This window comes from Vreelandella subglaciescola, assembly GCF_900142895.1.
GTDB lineage: Bacteria > Pseudomonadota > Gammaproteobacteria > Pseudomonadales > Halomonadaceae > Vreelandella > Vreelandella subglaciescola.
On the sequence record NZ_LT670847.1, the window covers coordinates 1,836,690 to 1,852,756 of the forward strand.

The window sequence follows — 16,067 nt, forward strand, 5'->3', positions numbered from 1 at the left end:
CGAGACCTTAAATCCGGGACGAACAACGCCCTTCGATCACCGCTGTCAGTTCCGCAAGACTGTCGGAAAGACTCCCGCCGTTGTCGATCCGGGCGAGCCTGGGAAAGGACTCGGCCAGTTCACGCGCTACCTCCCGGTGGCGCTCGAGTCGGCGTTCGATCTCGCCGGGCGATTCCCGTCCGCGCTCCACCAGCCGCCGACGCAGCACCTCGGAGGGCGCAGTGACCACTACCGCCACCAGCGCCTCGCCGAAGCGATCACGCGCTCTCGGCAAGGCCCGTCGACTGCCGTTAAGCAGCACCGTAGTGCCTCTGGCAAGCCATGCTTCGACCTCCACGCCAATGCCGTAATTCAGGCCGTGGGCGTGCCAATCAAGACACAGCAACCCGAGTTCGCGGCGCACCGCGAACTCGGCGTCGCCAAGCGCCACGCAGTCCTCATCGGCACCGCTTGCCCGGGTCAGGTAGCGATGCGCCACCAACCATTCGGGATACGCGCTGCGTGCAGCCTGCAGCAGGCTATCCTTGCCGACACCGCTGGCGCCAATGAGATAGATCAGCTGGCCCATCAGTGCACCTGCTTACCGGCACACCACACCCGCTGCACCAGCGGGTGGCCGTCAACTTCCTTCACCCGAATGAGATCGGCGCGCAGGCCCTCGGCGATGCGGCCACGATCGCTTAGCCCCACCGCTTCGGCGGGACGCCGCGAGGCGCAGGCCACGGCACGAGGGAGGTCGTAGCCGTTATCCATCACGGCAACCCGGAATACCGCGTCCAGCAACGCGGCGGGGTAGTAATCCGAGGACAGGATATCGAGCACGCCGAGGCGCACCAGCTCACTGGCGGCGATATTGCCGGAATGGGAACCCCCGCGAACCACATTGGGGGCGCCCATCATCACCGCCAGGCCATTGTGGTGGGCGGCACTAGCCGCCTCTTGGGTGGTAGGGAATTCCGCCACCCGGGTACCGTATTCGAGACTCTCCGCCACGTGCTCCACAGTGGCATCATCGTGACTTGCCAGCGCCAGACCGCGCTCGCGACAGGCATCAGCAATAGCCTGGCGATTGACGCTCGAATACTGGGCACTGAAGGCCTGCTGCCGCTCGATGAAGGCTTCAAGGCCGGCGTCATCGAAGCCGTGCTTGCCCTTGTAATACACCCGGTAGGCGTCAAGGCTGACGAACTGGCGCTGTCCCGGCGAGTGATCCATCAGCGATACCAGCCCAAGCTCAGGCGTTCCGGCCAGAGACTGAAAGCGCGACAGCGTGTCCGGGTGACAGACCTCGCAGCGCAAGTGAAGGCGATGATCAACCCGGGCCATGCCGCTGCGATTGATCTCGGCCAGAGCCTCGACCATCTGGTGCAGAGCGCCGTGGCGCATGCTCTGGTCATCGACGTCACCGATGGAGACGGCATCGAACACAGTGGTGATACCGCTGGCCGCCATTTGGGCATCATGGGCCAGAGCCGCCGACCGCGCCGGCCACGATACCTTGGGTCGCGGTTGGAAGTACTTTTCCATGTTGTCAGTGTGCAGCTCGATCAGTCCGGGGATCAGCAGATCGCCTTCGCAGTCGATGGCACCGGGCAGTGCGACAGGCCCGCGCTCGACGGCCTTGATTCGTCCGTCCTTGATCACGAGGCTGCCGTGGACGACTTCGTCGTCAAGCACCAGGCGGGCGTTGGTCAGAACTTGGGCATTAGCACTCATCAAAGCGGCTCCTGGGTGTCGCTTTTGTGGCGGTTGGCGTGGCAGTCGAGAGAGAGCCGGGCTGGGGTTTAGAGAGCATCGCCTCATCGGCGCCCAGCATATGCCCTTCCATCGGCAGCAACCGGTCGGCGACGCATGCACGCACATCCTCGTCGTGGAAGATACCCAGCATCGCGGTGCCGCGAGCCTTGGCTTCCTGGATCAGTCTGACCACCACATCTCGGTTGGCGCTATCCAGCGAGGCGGTGGGCTCGTCCAGCAGCAGCAGCGGATGCTCGGCGATGAAACCCCGGGCAATATTGACGCGCTGCTGCTCGCCGCCGGAAAACGTCCCCGGAGCCAGGTCCCACAACCGCTCGGGGAGATTGAGCCTGGCGAGCAGTGTCTCGGCCCGGCTGCGCGCCTCATGCGCTTCAAAGCCACGGGACAAAAGCGGCTCCATCACCACTTCCCGGGCCGAGACCCGCGGTACCACGCGCAGAAACTGGCTGACGTAGCCAATCACATCACGGCGCAGCACGTGCCAGGCTTGGCCCGGCAGGTCGGAAAGCTCAAGCTCACCATCGTCGAAGTGCAGCGTCAGGCTGCCGCCGGAGACGCGGTAATTGCCGTTGACCATCTTCAACAAGGTGCTCTTGCCAATACCGCTGCGCCCGGCCAGCACCAGGCATTCGCCCGGCGCCAAGCTCAGCTCGAGGCCACGCATTACGGTCAGTTGCTGGCCACCCTGGGCGTGCAGCTCGAAAGTCTTGTCGAGCGCTGATGCGCTCAAAAAAGGTTGACTGATCGCCGTCATAGCGGGCTCCTGAAGGTAGAATCCTTAAGATGTACGCGGCTCATGGTGTTAGCACCGATGACACCAGCAGCTGGGTATAGTCGTGCTGCGGGTCGTCAAGAATCTGGTCGGTCAGCCCAGCCTCTACCACCCGACCGCGGCGCATCACCATCAGTCGGTGGGCCAGCAGGCGGGCCACCGCCAGGTCGTGGGTGACCAGGACAACCGACAGGCCAAGTTCCCGGGTCAGCGTTCGTAGCATGTCGAGAAGGCGCGCCTGGACCGAGACGTCGAGCCCACCGGTGGGCTCATCCATGAACACCAGACGCGGCTTGGTGACCAGGGTGCGGGCGATCTGCAGACGCTGCTGCATGCCACCGGAGAAGGTTATGGGCGCATCATCGATGCGCCCGGGATCGAGTTCCACCCGGCCCATCCAGTCCTGGCCAGCGGCTCGCAGGTCGCCGTAGTGGCGCTGGCCAAGCGCCATCAGACGCTCGCCGACGTTGGCTCCGGCGGACACGCCAAGGCGGAGGCCGTCGCGAGGGTTCTGATGCACCAGCCCCCACTCCATGCGCAGCAGCGCCCGGCGCCGCGCCTCACTGATGGCGTACAGGTCAAGCTCGTCACGGGCCTCACCGGCCACGGCACTGGCCTGGTCAGTGCTGTGATAGAACACCTGGCCAGCATCGGGCTTCTCGAGCCCCGACAGCACTCTCAGAAGGGTCGATTTTCCCGAGCCGGATTCGCCGACGATGCCGAGCACTTCGCCCTGGTGCAGGGTGAAATCGATGTCCTGGCAGCCCTGGTTGGGACCGTACAAACGGGTGATGTCGCGCGCCTCCAGCAAGGCGGGACGAGTAAGCTGTGGGCGCTTCATGCCACCTCCTCGCAACGGTCCTGGCAGTAGTCAGTATCTGAGCAGACGAACATGCGCCCGCCGCGGTCGTCGGTAATGACCTCGTCGAGGTAGCTGTCGGTGGCCCCGCACAAGGTGCAGGGCTCCTCCCAGGCCTGGATCTCGAAGGGATGGTCCTCGAAGTCCAGACTCTTTACTCGGGTATAAGGCGGGAGGGCGTAGAGGCGCTTTTCACGCCCGGCACCGAACAGCATCAGGGCCTCGTTCATGTCGAGCTTGGGATTGTCGAACTTGGGGATCGGCGAGGGATCCATGACGTAGCGCCCGTCGACCTTGACCGGATAAGCATAGGTGGTGGCAATGTGGCCGTGGCGAGCAATGTCCTCGTAAAGTTTGACGTGCATCACGCCGTACTCCTCAAGGGCGTGCATCACCCGGGTCTCCTCCTCGCTCGGCTCGATAAAGCGCAGCGGCTCCGGGATCGGCACTTGGAACACCAGTATCTGGTTCTTGGACAGCGCACGCTCGGGGATGCGATGGCGGGTCTGAATCACACTGGCCGCCCGAGTTCGGGTAGTCGTCTCGACCCCGGCCACGCGCTCAAAGAAAGTACGGATGCTGACGGCGTTGGTGGTGTCGTCGGCGCCTTGGTCGATCACCTTAAGCACGTCGTCAGCGCCGAGGATGCTGGCGGTGAGCTGCATGCCGCCGGTACCCCAGCCGTAGGGCATCGGCATTTCACGGCCGCCGAAGGGCACCTGGTAACCGGGAATCGCCACCGCCTTGAGCAGCGCGCGACGGATCATGCGCTTGGTCTGCTCGTCCAGGTAGGCGAAGTTGTAGCCGCTGTAATTGCTAGAGCCACTATCGGTCTTATCATCAATGCTGGCGTTCATGCCGGACTCTCCTGGGAACGCTGAGGGTCAAAGGATTCGCGCTTATCGGCGGATGGCGTTTTGCTGCCCGCGTTTTCCCCACGGCCGGTCTCTGAGCGGGCAGTATGCTCACGGCGCAGGCGCCGCAGCAGATCGAGCTCCGACTGAAAATCGACGTAGTGCGGCAGCTTCAGGTGGGAAACGAAGCCGGAGGCCTCGACGCTGTCAGCGTGGGCAAGGACGAACTCGGCCTGCTGGGCCGGGCCCTGGATCGGTTCGCCAAGCTCTTCGGCACGCAGAGCGCGGTCGACCAGCGCCATGGCCATGGTCTTGCGCTCGTTGCGCCCGAAGGCCAGACCATAGCCGCGGGTGAACTGCGGTGCCTTCTCGCGGCTGCCGCCGAACTGGTTGATCATCTGGCATTCGCTGAGGACGATCTCGCCGATGCACAGCGGGCCATCGAAACCCTCCACTTCGATTTCCACCTCGACGGCGCCCTGGCGAATCTCCCCGGCGAAGGGGTGGTTACGTCCGTAGCCCCGCTGGGTCGAGTAGCCCAGCGCCAGCAGATAGCCCTCATCGCCCCGGGCCAGCATCTGCAGGCGGGTGGCGCGATCGACCGGAAAATCTGGCGGATCCCGGGTGATGTCGCAGGGCTCTGCGCCGTCATCGTTCTCTTGTTCGATCAGTCCTTCGGCGTCGAGGGCATCAAGGATCTGCGGACAGGCCTCAAGCGCTGCTTCGGCCTTCTCGGGCGCGGGCTTCTCGCCGTCGGCCAACAGCATGAAATCGAGCAGACGATGGGTGTAGTCATAGGTTGGCCCCAGCACCTGGCCACCAGGCACATCCTTGAAGGTGGCGCTGATGCGCCGCTCGACGCGCATGTTGGCGGTTTTGAGCGACACGCTGTCGGCGAGTCTTGGCAAGGTAGTGCGATAAGCGCGCAGCAGAAACACCGCTTCGGTCAGATCGCCGCTGGCTTGTTTCAGCGCCAGAGCGGCGAGCTCCGGGTCATGCAGCGAAGCTTCGGCCATGACACGGTCCACCGCGAGCCCCAGTTGATCGCGAACCTGGTCGACCCTGAGTTCACCCTGATCGCGGTCGCCACGACGGCGGTCCGCCATCCAGCGATGGGCGTTGGCGATGGCCTGTTCGCCCCCTTTGACGGCAACGTACATCAGGCGTCCTCCTCGGTTGGGGTGGCAGAGCCATCCGGCGACGTAGCGCCAGATAGCCTCTCGATTCGGGTACTGCGAGGAATAGCGGCAAGACGCTCTGCCGAGGTCAAAATAGCGTCGAGACCAAGTGGAAAACCTGCGCGATTGGCGGCTAGCCGCGTCATCAGCGCATCAGCCGTGACGTTGAGCTCAAGCACTCGACTATCAAGAATGCCCGGGCCGCTCAAGCGCCAGCGCTCGTTGCCTGCGACGCAGCGTTTGTCGACAACCTCGCTGAGGCTCTCGAGCACCACGATCAGCGTGGTGCTGCGATCCGGATAGCTGTCGCTGCCCCCGGCGAAGCTCGGCATGGTCTGGCAGCGCTGTGGTGTCAGCAGCGCAAAATCGGCCTCTTCGGCTCGGGTCACGGTGCGCGCCCCGGTGTGAAAGGCGATGGCCTCCGCCAGGCCATCACGGTTAAGTTCTTCGGCAATCCACACCCGAGAATCCAGATCACACAGCGCCAGCAGCGCTCCCCAGGCCGCGCTCGACAGCGCCACACCCTCAGGCAGCGGGGCCAGGTCAATCTCGGCGAAAGTACCAGGCTCGGCCATGGCGCCCAGCAGCTGACGAAACAGTCGTTGACCGTGGTGGACTGCGTCATCTAGTGATGGCCAGTCATGGGGCCGCGGCTCGCCTGCGGCATCGCTGGCTGAAGCCGGGTCTGCTGAAACCTGATTTACTGCAACATCGCTCATGGTTATTCCCCCCGAACCATGGTGAAAAAGTCGACCCGGGTCGCCGCCGCTTCCCGAGAATTCTCGGCATGCTCAGCGGCCAGGGTTTGGGACAGCGGCTTGATCAGTTCCGAATCGATGTGTCTGGCCCAGCGCTGTTGCCGTGCGCAGGCATCAATCAATGCGATCAGTTCGGCGTGTTCGCACTCTCGTCCGGCCACCCAGCCGTGGCCCAGAGCACCGCCTCCCGGAGTGTCATCATCGAGGGCGACGCTGACGCGAGTCAGGGTCATCTCGCCCAGGTTGAACAGATTGCCCGAGCCACCCATACGCCCGCGAACCATGGCCATACCAGTCTCCGGCCCCCGCACGCGACGGTGGCCAACCTGGATGCCGAGCGTTTCCCAGCCCTCGCTGAGGCGCGTGAAAGGCGTCAGCGCGAGAATGCGGTGACGTTGTTCTGGAGACATACGCTCTGGAGACATACGCTCTGGAGACCTGAATTCAGGAGTCATGATAAGCCCTCGTCGTTGTCGGCCTGGCTGAGGTAAAAACCTCGTTAACCTTCATGTTCATTAGGAAAATCAAAGTGATAAGCGACGCGATCAGCTCTGGCGCGGCTCACAGAGACCTCCACCAAGCGCTGTGTCTCGTCGACGTTGTCGCTGGTCAGCACCAGCAGCGGCGCAAGCCGGGAGCACTGCAGCAATCGGCTGTCGTCGCGGTCAGCCTGGCTCGCCTCAAGGCGCACCCCCGAACGCGATAGCCGCAGGCCGTAGTGCTGGTCGAGCAGCGCGCGAGTCGAACCGCCGCGATAGCGCTCGCACCAATCAGGCAAGCGTTCGGCGTCGAACCAGTGGCGCAGGCGCAAAAGCGGTGCAGCGCCCACAAAGCGCAGCGTATCCACACACAAAAGCCGCGCGTCTTCAGCCAGTCCAAAGCGCTGGGCGATGGCCTCGGGCGGTCGTATCAGGCCCTGTTCTAAACAGCGGGTCTCGATATTGAGCCCGAGCTCTGCGAGGTTATGGGTGACCTTGCTACCGGCGCTAACCATGTAATCCAACCGCCGATCCACCACCTGAGTGCCCCACCCCTGGTGACGGGTCACCATGCCCGCTGCCACTAATTCATCGAGGGCCCGACGCACGGTATGGCGGTTTACCGCGAAGCGTTTGGCCAGGGCCGCCTCGCTCGGCAGTTGGGTACCAGCGCGGTGCTGGCCACGAATCTCCCGGGCCAAAACGCTTGCCAGCTGCCGATAGCGCGGCTCGCTGTCCTTCTCGTTGCGTTGCGGCGTCAGTTGTCTAGACATGTTGGCTCCTAAAAAACTCTCGACTCTGGGCCTCTCTGTCTGCCCATTTTATTCCCGGCCCTAGATGAAGCGCTTGCGCAAGCGCTGGGACGCCATATCAAGAAGTATCACGGCAACGATGATCACCAGCATGATGGTGGCAGTCTCGCCGTACTGGAATCCGCGCATGGTTTCCCATAGCGCCACCCCAATGCCGCCGCCGCCGACCATGCCGAGTACCGTGGCAGAGCGAATGTTCGACTCGAAGCGATAAAGGCTGACTGAAATCCACAGTGGCAGTACCTGGGGAATCAGCCCGAAAACGATTTCCTCGATACGCCCGGCACCGGTCACGCGAATGCCTTCCATGGGGCCGGCGTCGCTGGCCTCGACGGCTTCAGAGAAAAGCTTGGACAATACCCCGGTGGTATGGACGAACAGCGCCAGGGTGCCGGCGAAAGGTCCAAGTCCCACCGCCACCACAAACAGCATGGCGAAGACCAGCTCATTGATGGCGCGGGTAGCGTCCATCAATCGACGCATGGGCTGATAGACCCACCAGGGCACCAAATTCTCCGAGGACAGCAGGCTGCAGGGCACTGCCACCACTATCGCCAGCAGCGTGCCCCAAATCGCGATCTGAATAGTCACCAGCATCTGGTCGACGTAGCGGCCGATATTGCCCCATGACGGCGGGAAGAAGTCGCCGGCCAGGGTCGCCATGTTGTCGGCATTGTCGATCAACATGCCTGGGCGCATCTCGGCGCCCTGCCAGGACCAGGTCAGCACGCTGATCAGCGCGAACCAGCCGATTAGCGTGGTCCAGCTACGCCGCTTGGGCAGCGTGAGCGGTGAATGGGGAGTTTGCGTATTCATGGTTTCTCCGGGCGGTACGAACGAGCCACGCTCGTACCGTCATGCAGGGCCTATTGGCAGTGATGGGATCAACCAGCGGTGGCGTCGGTGCCGGCCTCCGCGGCCTGAACTTCCTGCAAACGCTGATCGAGGACGTCGATCTTGGCGTCCAGCTCAGTGAGCTGCGCTTTACGATCGGCATCCGACAGGCCATCGTTCTTGGCGACTTCGGCGCGCTGTTTGAACAGCGCCAACTGACGAATCGGCAGCAGTTGGTCGTTGTCGGATGCATCGAAACGAGCCCACTGCAACGGCTCGAGAATCGCCTGCTCGTCGGCGCTGTCACCGTAAGTGAGGAAGAAGTCGCGCAGATTAGTCTTGGTTTCTTCAGCCAGGTTAGTGCGCCACACCAGCGGGTCGGACGGGATCAACGGCGACTTCCAGATCGCGCGTAGCTGCTCGGCTTTCTCCGGCGCGGTAATTTCCAGACGCTCCATGCCTTCGGTATTGAAGGTGGCGACATCCACCTGATGGTTGGCGACCGACAGTGCATTGGTCTCATGGCTTGAGTTCAGAGTGCGTTTGAAGGCAGTAGAGGCATCGATGCCGTTCTTGGCAAACACGTAGTAACCCGGCACCAGGTAGCCCGAGGTGGAGTTGGGATCACCATTGCCGAACACCAGGTCAGAGGCATTGGCCAGCACGTCGTCGATGCTTTGCAGGTCGCTGTCTTGATTGACAATCATCAAGCTCCAGTAACCCGGTTGGCCGCCTTCCGGTATGGTCTGGGCAAAGATTTCGCCACCGGCGCGATCCACGGCTTCCATGGCCGACTTGTTGCCGTACCAAGCCAGATCGATCTGGTCGAAACGCATAGCCTGAATCACCGCGGAGTAATCGGTAGCGAAGAAGGGCTCGACTTCCATACCGAGACTCTGTGACATGTCATCGAGGAACGGCTGCCACAGCGGCCGCTGGTTCTGGCTCGACTCGGTGGAAATGATGCCGAACTTGAGCGTATCGGCGGCAGCAAGCTGAGCACCGACGGCGAGGCCGAGTCCAGCGATTAGCGGCAAGGTCAGGCGACGAAAGGACGCGAAAGCCATGGAATTCTCTCTAGCAGTCTGTCGGACTTTCCGCCGCACCGTGAGATACTAACCGCTGTCACCCCGAACTGAGAACATCGCCATGAGCCGCTTTATCCCTGTGGACCGTCAGACCGATTACTTACTGCCGCCTTCGGTAGACGAGTGGTTGCCGGATGGCCACTTGGCGCGGTTCGTCGTCGATGTCGTCGAGCAACTGGACCTCTCAGCCCTGACTCGGCGTTACGCGGGCCGGGGCTCCAAGGCCCATCATCCCGCGGTACTGCTGAACCTGTTGGTCTACGGCTACGCTACCGGCGTGGTCTCCAGTCGCAAGATTGAGCGTGCCACCTATGACTCGGTGGCGTTTCGCTATTTGGCCGCCAACACCCACCCCGATCACGACACCCTGGCTACCTTTCGTCGGCGTTTTCTGCCGGAACTGGAGCAGCTGTTCGTTCAAGTTCTGCTGCTGGCCCGAGAAATGAAGCTACTCACGCTCGGCACCATCGCCTTGGACGGCACCAAACTCAACGCCAATGCCAGCAAGCACAAGGCATTGTCATATGGTCATGCCAAGAAACTGGAGGCGCAGTTCAAGGCTGAGGTGAAGGCGCTGACCCAGCGGGCTGCATCGGCGGACAAGGATGACGCGGCCGACGGCATGGATATTCCTGCCGAGATAGCCCGGCGTGAAGCACGCTTGGAAGCGATCGCCGTAGCGAAGACCAAGATCGAGGCTCGGGCCAAGGAGCGTGAGGCCGCTGAAAAAGCGGCCTACCAGGAAAAGGTGGCACGGCGTGATGCGCAGCGGAAGACGGGAAAGAAACCTCGCGGACGTGACCCTGAACCGCCAACAGGTGGCCCGCGTGACAAAGATCAGGTTAACCTTACTGATCCGCAGTCACGCATCATGCCGGTCACAGGCAAGGGCTTCGATCAATGCTATAACGCCCAGGCCGCAGTCGATACTGACAGCATGCTGGTGACTCATACCCATGTCACCCAAGCGACCAACGACAAACAGCAGGTCATGCCGCTACTGACGGCGTTGGCGAGACTCCCCGCACCGTTAGCAAAACCAGACCACTTACTGGCCGATACCGGCTACTTCAGTGCTGCCAATGTTCAAGCCTGCCACGACCACCGTATCAAGCCTCTGATAGCAATGAAGCGCGATGTCCACCATCCCCCGGTCCTTGAGCGCTTTGCCGCTGACCCGCCTACTCCAGCGAGCAAGGAGCCTGTTGAGCAAATGGCACACCACTTGAAGACACAGGCGGGGCGAGCGCTTTACGCGTTGCGTAAACATACCGTGGAACCGGTCTTCGGGATCATTAAACACGTGATGGGGTTCCGGCAGGTCTCGCTGCGAGGGCTGGAGAATGTCAGCGGTGAGTGGCGGCTGGTCACCATGGCATGGAACATTAAACGGATGCACCGGTTGGCAGCGGGCTGAGGCGCGTAGCGCTCAGCCGGTAACGACGGATAATCACCTCGCAGAGTAGAAGCCGAGGGGCAGGTTAAGGGTCATATACCATCACCAACATAAGGGATGGTTGAAAGACCTACGTCTCAATGCCTTTATCAACATCAAGTCCGACAGACTGCTAGGTGATGGAATTGTCTGATGCGAGTGTGCTGCAGTTGGAAGATCGTTCGGTACCGGGCGGCCAACGATAACGATCAGGCTCAGGCCATGACCGGCGTTGTCGGAGGTTGAGTGGTATCGCTCTGACGATTGAGAGGCGACGCATGGGCCCCCAGAGCTTCGCCAGCACGCAGTTCATCGAGGCCGGCATTCTCGTAAAGCGACTGCAGACGCGCATCGGTGAGCTCGCTAATGGCTCCATCGAAGTACAGCCGGCCGTCCTTGAGGGCGATGGCGCGATGGCAGTAGCGGCGAGCGACATCGACCTGATGCAGGGTAACGATCACGGTGCGGCCATCTTCGGCGTGGATACGGCTCAGAATTTCCATGACTTCGCGGGCACTGCGTGGATCCAGTGAGGCAATCGGCTCGTCGGCCAGAATGACGTCGGCGTCCTGCATCAGCACCCGAGCAATGGCGACCCGCTGCATCTGGCCCCCGGACAGGGTATTGGCGCGCTGATTGGTCATTTCTTCCAGACCAACTCGAGCTAAACAGGCTCGCGCCCGCTGGCGCTCCTGTTCAGTGAATCGCCCAAGCAGTGCCCGGGCGCGGGGCATGCTGCCGAGCCGCCCGATCAACACGTTGCTCAGCACACTCAGACGACCGACCAGATTGAACTGCTGGAAGATATAGCCGATGCGACAACGCTCGCCGCGACTGGCCCGACGCAGGCGACCACTGGCCTGAACTTCTCGTCCCATCAGTTCAACACGACCGCCCCGCCCGCGATTGCCGCAGGTCAGGCCGACCAGATGACGCATTAGAGTAGACTTACCGGAACCGGACGGGCCGATCAGCGCGACCATCTCGCCCGATGTGACGCGAAAATTAACCTCGTCGAGCACCTGACGGTGACCAAAGGACTTGTGCAATTGCTCAACGATAATGGTGGGAATGGACATGACACCTCTCCTCTAGGAATGGCGCCAGTCTGGGTGTCCAAGATGAAACTCAGTTGTCTAAAATATGTCAGTTTGATGATGATTTTCGCGATTTCGCACTCATCGCTCTCGAAGTTCTAAGAAAATATAGAACAATATCAACACATTATTTTTTATTGTCATCGTGTTGACATCCTTATGCCGCTAAAATGTCACCTGTTTTTCTGCGTTTTCGCTTTAAAGGGCAAACATCGTAAAGTGATCTTGCCCTAGCGCTTGCGCTCGATATCCACGGCGCTGGCCGGCGTGAAGTCGCCCAGCGTCATCATGTGACCGAGCTTGCCCGCCTTGGTCGAAAGGTAGTGCTCGTTGTGCGGGTTGAGGCCGGTGGTCAGCCCCACCCGCTCGACCACGTTGACGCCATCGCGAGACAGCGCATCGACCTTGCGCGGGTTGTTGGTCATCAGCCGGAGTGCCTTGACGCCCAGATGATCGAGCATCGGCACGCACAGGTCGTAGCGGCGCATGTCGGCGCCAAAGCCCAGCTGCTCGTTGGCTTCGACCGTGTCGGCGCCACCGTCCTGCAGGTGATAGGCGCGGATCTTGTTCAACAGGCCAATACCACGCCCTTCCTGACGCAGATACAACAGCACGCCGCAGCCCTGTTCGGCGATGCGCTTCAGCGCCTCCTGAAGCTGGTAGCCGCAGTCGCAGCGCATGGAAAACAGCGCGTCGCCGGTCAGGCACTCCGAATGTACCCGCCCAAGCACCGGCGCATCGCCGCTGACGTCGCCAAGCGTCAGGGCTACGTGGTCCTTGCCGGTGGCTTCGTCTTCGAAACCGTGCAGGGTAAATGTCGCCCAGGGGGTGGGCAGCCGGGATGCGGCAATGAAGCGAATCGTCACAGGTTACCTCGATGGTCAGACACACCCGCAGTAAAAAGCGCGTCGTGGTGCGCTTTGTGTCGGGATTAGCCGTCGTTTTTAGCCGTCGTCGTTAACAGGGGTCTTATGTCAAACGGAGCGTAAGTTTAGCAAAACACCTTCCATGCCATACAATCTATCTTACACCCTCGGTATGCCTCCCAGGCAGGCAATTTTTCAAGAGCTTGTATTCTATGACTTCAGCATCTGCGGCTTCGGCTGCTACGGCGTCAACGCTACACAACGATCGTTTTCTGCGCGCGCTGGCGCGCCAGCCGGTCGACCGCACCCCGGTATGGATGATGCGTCAGGCGGGCCGCTATCTGCCCGAATACCGCGCCAAGCGCGCCGAAGCGGGCAGCTTCATGGACTTGTGCCGCAATCAGGATCTGGCCTGCGAGGTAACGCTGCAGCCGCTTGAACGCTACCCGCTGGACGCAGCCATCCTGTTCTCGGACATTCTCACCATTCCCGACGCGATGGATCTGGGGCTTTACTTCGTTACCGGTGAAGGGCCGAAATTCAAAAAGACCGTGCGCACCCCGGCCGAGGTCGAGGCGCTCAAGGTGCCCGACGCCGAGCGCGATCTGGACTACGTGATGCGCGCCGTATCCACGATTCGCGGCGAGCTCAACGGCCGCGTGCCGCTGATCGGGTTTTCCGGCAGCCCCTGGACGCTGGCCACCTATATGGTCGAAGGCAGCTCGAGCAAGGACTTCCGCCACGTCAAAGCGATGCTCTACGACACGCCGGATGCCATGCACCAGCTGCTCGACAAGCTCGCCCACTCGGTCACCGACTACCTTAACGCCCAGATTCGTGCGGGCGCGCAGGCGGTACAGATTTTTGATACCTGGGGCGGCGCGCTGTCCACGCCGGCCTATCTGGAATTCTCGCTGCGCTACATGGAGCAGATCGTCGCGGGGCTGATCCGCGAGCACGACGGGCGCCGCGTGCCGGTGATCATGTTCACCAAGAACGGCGGCCAGTGGCTGGAGCAAATTTCCGCGGCCGGCGCCGACGGCGTGGGGCTTGACTGGTCCACCGAGCTGTCCGATGCCCGCCAGCGTGTAGGGCACCGCGTCGCGCTGCAGGGCAACCTCGACCCCAACGTGCTGTTCGCCCGTCCCAGCGCCATTCGCGCCGAGGTCGCGCGGGTGCTGGAAAGCTACGGCCACGGCCCGGGTCACGTGTTCAACCTTGGCCACGGCATCAGCCAGTTCACCAATCCGGACAACGTCACCGCGTTCATGGATGCGTTGAACGAGCTCAGCCCCCAGTACCACCGCGACATTCCCACCCAGCAAAGCGGCGTTTAAGCCAGCGAGCCCTCTCACGTTTCCACCGGCCACGCCGGTGGAAACGCCTACCCGGCGAGGTTTTAACGTCGCCCCACCCGCGTAATACTCGCCGGTTCCAGCGCTGGCTGGCGGCGGTGGCCGGTCAGCGGCTGGCCGGCCAGTACGGTGAGTAAAATCTGCAGCGGATCGCCATGGCTGACCAGCACGATGGTCTCATTGGCGGTGCGCGCCTCCCAGTCCAACATCACCTGCTGCATCCGCGCGGCGACGTGGCTGACCGCTTCCACGCCGTGGCGCCTGTGCTCGGGGTCGGCGGCATCCCACTCCCATACGCTTGCGTAATGCTCGCTCGATTCGCCTTCGAAAGTGCCGAAATAGCGCTCGCGCAGGCGCGGCTCGGGGTCGAGCGTCAGCCCGAAATGCTCGGCCACGCAACCTGCGGTTTGCGCGGTGCGCAGAAAGTCGGAATGCACCACGCGCGTGGGCAGCGAATGCTGCCAGTGGGCCGTTACGTCATCGAGCTGACGCTGCCCCGTGGGCGACAGGCCGAAGGCCTGAAGACCCCGCGCGGGGTCGCTGACGATGCGCCCCTGCTGGTTGGCCTCGCTGTGGCCGTGACGCATCAGCAAATAGCGGTTGCGCCAGGGAGTTGAGTCGCTGGATAACACAGTTGACATTGTCTTCGAGTCACACCTAGATTGAATTGAGTGATTGCGAAAATAGCCGCGTTCATCCGGGCGTATTTACGTTCGCTATAGAAAAAACAGGCTATTTAATGATCACTAATGAATGCACAACGCATAAGGCAGCGCGGCGCTCAAACCCGCCGTTGCCACCACCATCAAGCACAACGTAATCGCAATATACAGCAGCTAGCATTACCACGATTCGTATGAGAACGGCTCATATGACAAGAGCACAGTACAACAACGTATAATGAGGCTTACATCATGGTGACTTTTCCGCTTCGCAAGCGTCCGCTTGTCTGGTTGGCCGCGTGTTCCGTGCTGCCGTTTGCCGCGCTGACGGCACAGGCGCAAGACGATTGCCCCCACGGCGATCTGGACGCGATCTACTGCGATACCAACGGCGATATGGTCGCCGACCGCCCCGACGATAAAAGCCAGTGGGCCAATCCCGACACGCTGATCTTTGCCTATACCCCGGTAGAAGATCCCGCCATTTATTCCGATATCTGGGCGCCGTTTATCGAGCACCTGGAAGACGTTACCGGCCGCGATGTGCGCTTTTTCGCCGTGCAATCCAACGCCGCCCAGGTAGAAGCCATGCGCAGCGGCCGCTTGCATATTGCCGGTTTTTCTACCGGACCGACGCCCTTTGCCGTGAACCTGGCCGGCGCGGTGCCGTTTGCCCTGATGGGCTCGGACGACGGGCGCTTTGGCTATACGCTGCAGCTGTTTACCCATGTGGACTCCGATATCCACGAGATCAAGGATCTGAAAGGCAAGCGCGTGGCCCACACCTCACCCACTTCCAACTCGGGTAATCAGGCTCCCCGCGCCCTCTTTCCCGAACTGGGCATTGTGCCCGGGGAAGACTACGAAGTGGTGTATTCCGGCAGCCACGACCAGTCAATGCTGGGCGTTGTGGCGCAGGATTACGACGCCGCGCCGGTCGCTTCTGAAGTGGTCGAGCGCATGGCGGCACGCGGGCTTTACGACGAAGACGACGTCCGGCTGATTTTCGAGTCCGACCGTTTCCCTACCACCTCGTATAACTATGCTCACGATCTGGATCCCGAGCTCGTCAAGAAAATCAAAGAGGCGTTTTTCAGCTTCGATTTTGCCGGCACCGAGCTGGGTGAGGAATTCGACGGCGTCGAGAAATTCGTGCCCATCACCTACAAGGACAACTGGCGCGTAATCCGTCAGATCCAGTCGGCCAACGGCGTCAGCTACACCCCCGACAATCTGTAATTGTCGGCTGCGGTGACACGC

At 61.7% G+C, this 16,067-nt stretch carries 17 protein-coding genes; 3 read left to right on the forward strand and 14 right to left on the reverse strand.

Annotated elements, in window-relative coordinates; all coding sequences use genetic code 11:
• Positions 1-7: 7 nt before the first annotated feature.
• The 11 genes from phnN to phnD (B5495_RS08645) all read right to left on the reverse strand — a co-directional run bounded on the left by phnN (position 8) and on the right by phnD (B5495_RS08645) (position 9,371).
• The gene (gene phnN, locus B5495_RS08595) at positions 8-568 is read right to left on the reverse strand and encodes a ribose 1,5-bisphosphokinase (protein ID WP_079552976.1); all 561 of its coding nucleotides are present in this window, start codon (positions 566-568) and stop codon (positions 8-10) included.
• On the reverse strand, positions 568-1,716 hold the full coding sequence (locus B5495_RS08600; RefSeq protein WP_079552977.1) for an alpha-D-ribose 1-methylphosphonate 5-triphosphate diphosphatase: 1,149 nt from the start codon (positions 1,714-1,716) through the stop codon (positions 568-570). The genes phnN and B5495_RS08600 overlap by 1 nt, the downstream gene beginning before the upstream one ends.
• Positions 1,706-2,512 (reverse strand): phosphonate C-P lyase system protein PhnL, encoded by an 807-nt coding sequence (gene phnL, locus B5495_RS08605; protein ID WP_079552978.1) that lies wholly within the window; start codon positions 2,510-2,512, stop codon positions 1,706-1,708. Before phnL ends, B5495_RS08600 begins: the two co-directional genes overlap by 11 nt.
• 40 nt (positions 2,513-2,552) lie before the next feature.
• A complete protein-coding gene (gene phnK / locus B5495_RS08610; protein WP_079552979.1) occupies positions 2,553-3,371 on the reverse strand; it encodes a phosphonate C-P lyase system protein PhnK in 819 nt (272 codons plus the stop codon).
• On the reverse strand, positions 3,368-4,246 hold the full coding sequence (locus B5495_RS08615; protein WP_079552981.1) for an alpha-D-ribose 1-methylphosphonate 5-phosphate C-P-lyase PhnJ: 879 nt from the start codon (positions 4,244-4,246) through the stop codon (positions 3,368-3,370). Before B5495_RS08615 ends, phnK begins: the two co-directional genes overlap by 4 nt.
• Positions 4,243-5,403: a carbon-phosphorus lyase complex subunit gene (locus B5495_RS08620; RefSeq protein WP_079552982.1), complete on the reverse strand. Its 1,161-nt coding sequence runs from the start codon at positions 5,401-5,403 to the stop codon at positions 4,243-4,245. Before B5495_RS08620 ends, B5495_RS08615 begins: the two co-directional genes overlap by 4 nt.
• Positions 5,403-6,140 carry a phosphonate C-P lyase system protein PhnH gene (gene phnH / locus B5495_RS08625; RefSeq protein WP_079552983.1) on the reverse strand — a complete coding sequence of 246 codons (738 nt, stop codon included), beginning with the start codon at positions 6,138-6,140 and terminating at the stop codon, positions 5,403-5,405. The genes B5495_RS08620 and phnH overlap by 1 nt, the downstream gene beginning before the upstream one ends.
• A gap of 2 nt (positions 6,141-6,142) precedes the next feature.
• On the reverse strand, positions 6,143-6,589 hold the full coding sequence (gene phnG, locus B5495_RS08630; RefSeq protein ID WP_079552984.1) for a phosphonate C-P lyase system protein PhnG: 447 nt from the start codon (positions 6,587-6,589) through the stop codon (positions 6,143-6,145).
• 89 nt (positions 6,590-6,678) lie between these two features.
• Positions 6,679-7,431 (reverse strand): phosphonate metabolism transcriptional regulator PhnF, encoded by a 753-nt coding sequence (gene phnF / locus B5495_RS08635; RefSeq protein WP_079552985.1) that lies wholly within the window; start codon positions 7,429-7,431, stop codon positions 6,679-6,681.
• Between the two features lie 60 nt (positions 7,432-7,491).
• Entirely contained in the window at positions 7,492-8,286 is a 795-nt protein-coding gene (gene phnE / locus B5495_RS08640; RefSeq protein WP_079552987.1) for a phosphonate ABC transporter, permease protein PhnE, read from the reverse strand.
• A 68-nt stretch (positions 8,287-8,354) separates the two neighbouring features.
• Complete coding sequence (phnD, locus tag B5495_RS08645; RefSeq protein ID WP_079552989.1) at positions 8,355-9,371, reverse strand: phosphonate ABC transporter substrate-binding protein; 1,017 nt, start codon at positions 9,369-9,371, stop codon at positions 8,355-8,357.
• Between the two features lie 82 nt (positions 9,372-9,453).
• Here phnD (B5495_RS08645) and B5495_RS08650 point away from each other — a divergent pair, with 82 nt between their 5' ends.
• On the forward strand, positions 9,454-10,809 hold the full coding sequence (locus B5495_RS08650) for an IS1182 family transposase (protein ID WP_079551616.1): 1,356 nt from the start codon (positions 9,454-9,456) through the stop codon (positions 10,807-10,809).
• Positions 10,810-11,042: 233 nt separating this feature from the next.
• On the opposite strand, the gene phnC is transcribed toward B5495_RS08650, so the two are convergent.
• Together phnC and ribA are read right to left on the reverse strand one after the other, a co-directional pair.
• Complete coding sequence (phnC, locus tag B5495_RS08655; protein ID WP_079552990.1) at positions 11,043-11,906, reverse strand: phosphonate ABC transporter ATP-binding protein; 864 nt, start codon at positions 11,904-11,906, stop codon at positions 11,043-11,045.
• Positions 11,907-12,154: 248 nt separating this feature from the next.
• Positions 12,155-12,790 carry a GTP cyclohydrolase II gene (gene ribA, locus B5495_RS08660; protein ID WP_079552992.1) on the reverse strand — a complete coding sequence of 212 codons (636 nt, stop codon included), beginning with the start codon at positions 12,788-12,790 and terminating at the stop codon, positions 12,155-12,157.
• Positions 12,791-13,002: 212 nt separating this feature from the next.
• On the opposite strand from ribA, the gene hemE reads away from it, so the two are divergent.
• Positions 13,003-14,127, forward strand: coding sequence for a uroporphyrinogen decarboxylase (hemE, locus tag B5495_RS08665; RefSeq protein ID WP_079552993.1), 1,125 nt, complete (start codon positions 13,003-13,005; stop codon positions 14,125-14,127).
• 62 nt (positions 14,128-14,189) lie between these two features.
• Here hemE and B5495_RS08670 read toward each other — a convergent pair whose 3' ends face one another.
• Positions 14,190-14,786 carry a histidine phosphatase family protein gene (locus B5495_RS08670; RefSeq protein WP_079552995.1) on the reverse strand — a complete coding sequence of 199 codons (597 nt, stop codon included), beginning with the start codon at positions 14,784-14,786 and terminating at the stop codon, positions 14,190-14,192.
• 273 nt (positions 14,787-15,059) lie between these two features.
• Between B5495_RS08670 and phnD (B5495_RS08675) the strand changes: the two genes are divergently transcribed.
• The gene (phnD, locus tag B5495_RS08675; RefSeq protein ID WP_079552997.1) at positions 15,060-16,046 is read left to right on the forward strand and encodes a phosphate/phosphite/phosphonate ABC transporter substrate-binding protein; all 987 of its coding nucleotides are present in this window, start codon (positions 15,060-15,062) and stop codon (positions 16,044-16,046) included.
• The last annotated feature ends 21 nt before the right edge of the window (positions 16,047-16,067 follow it).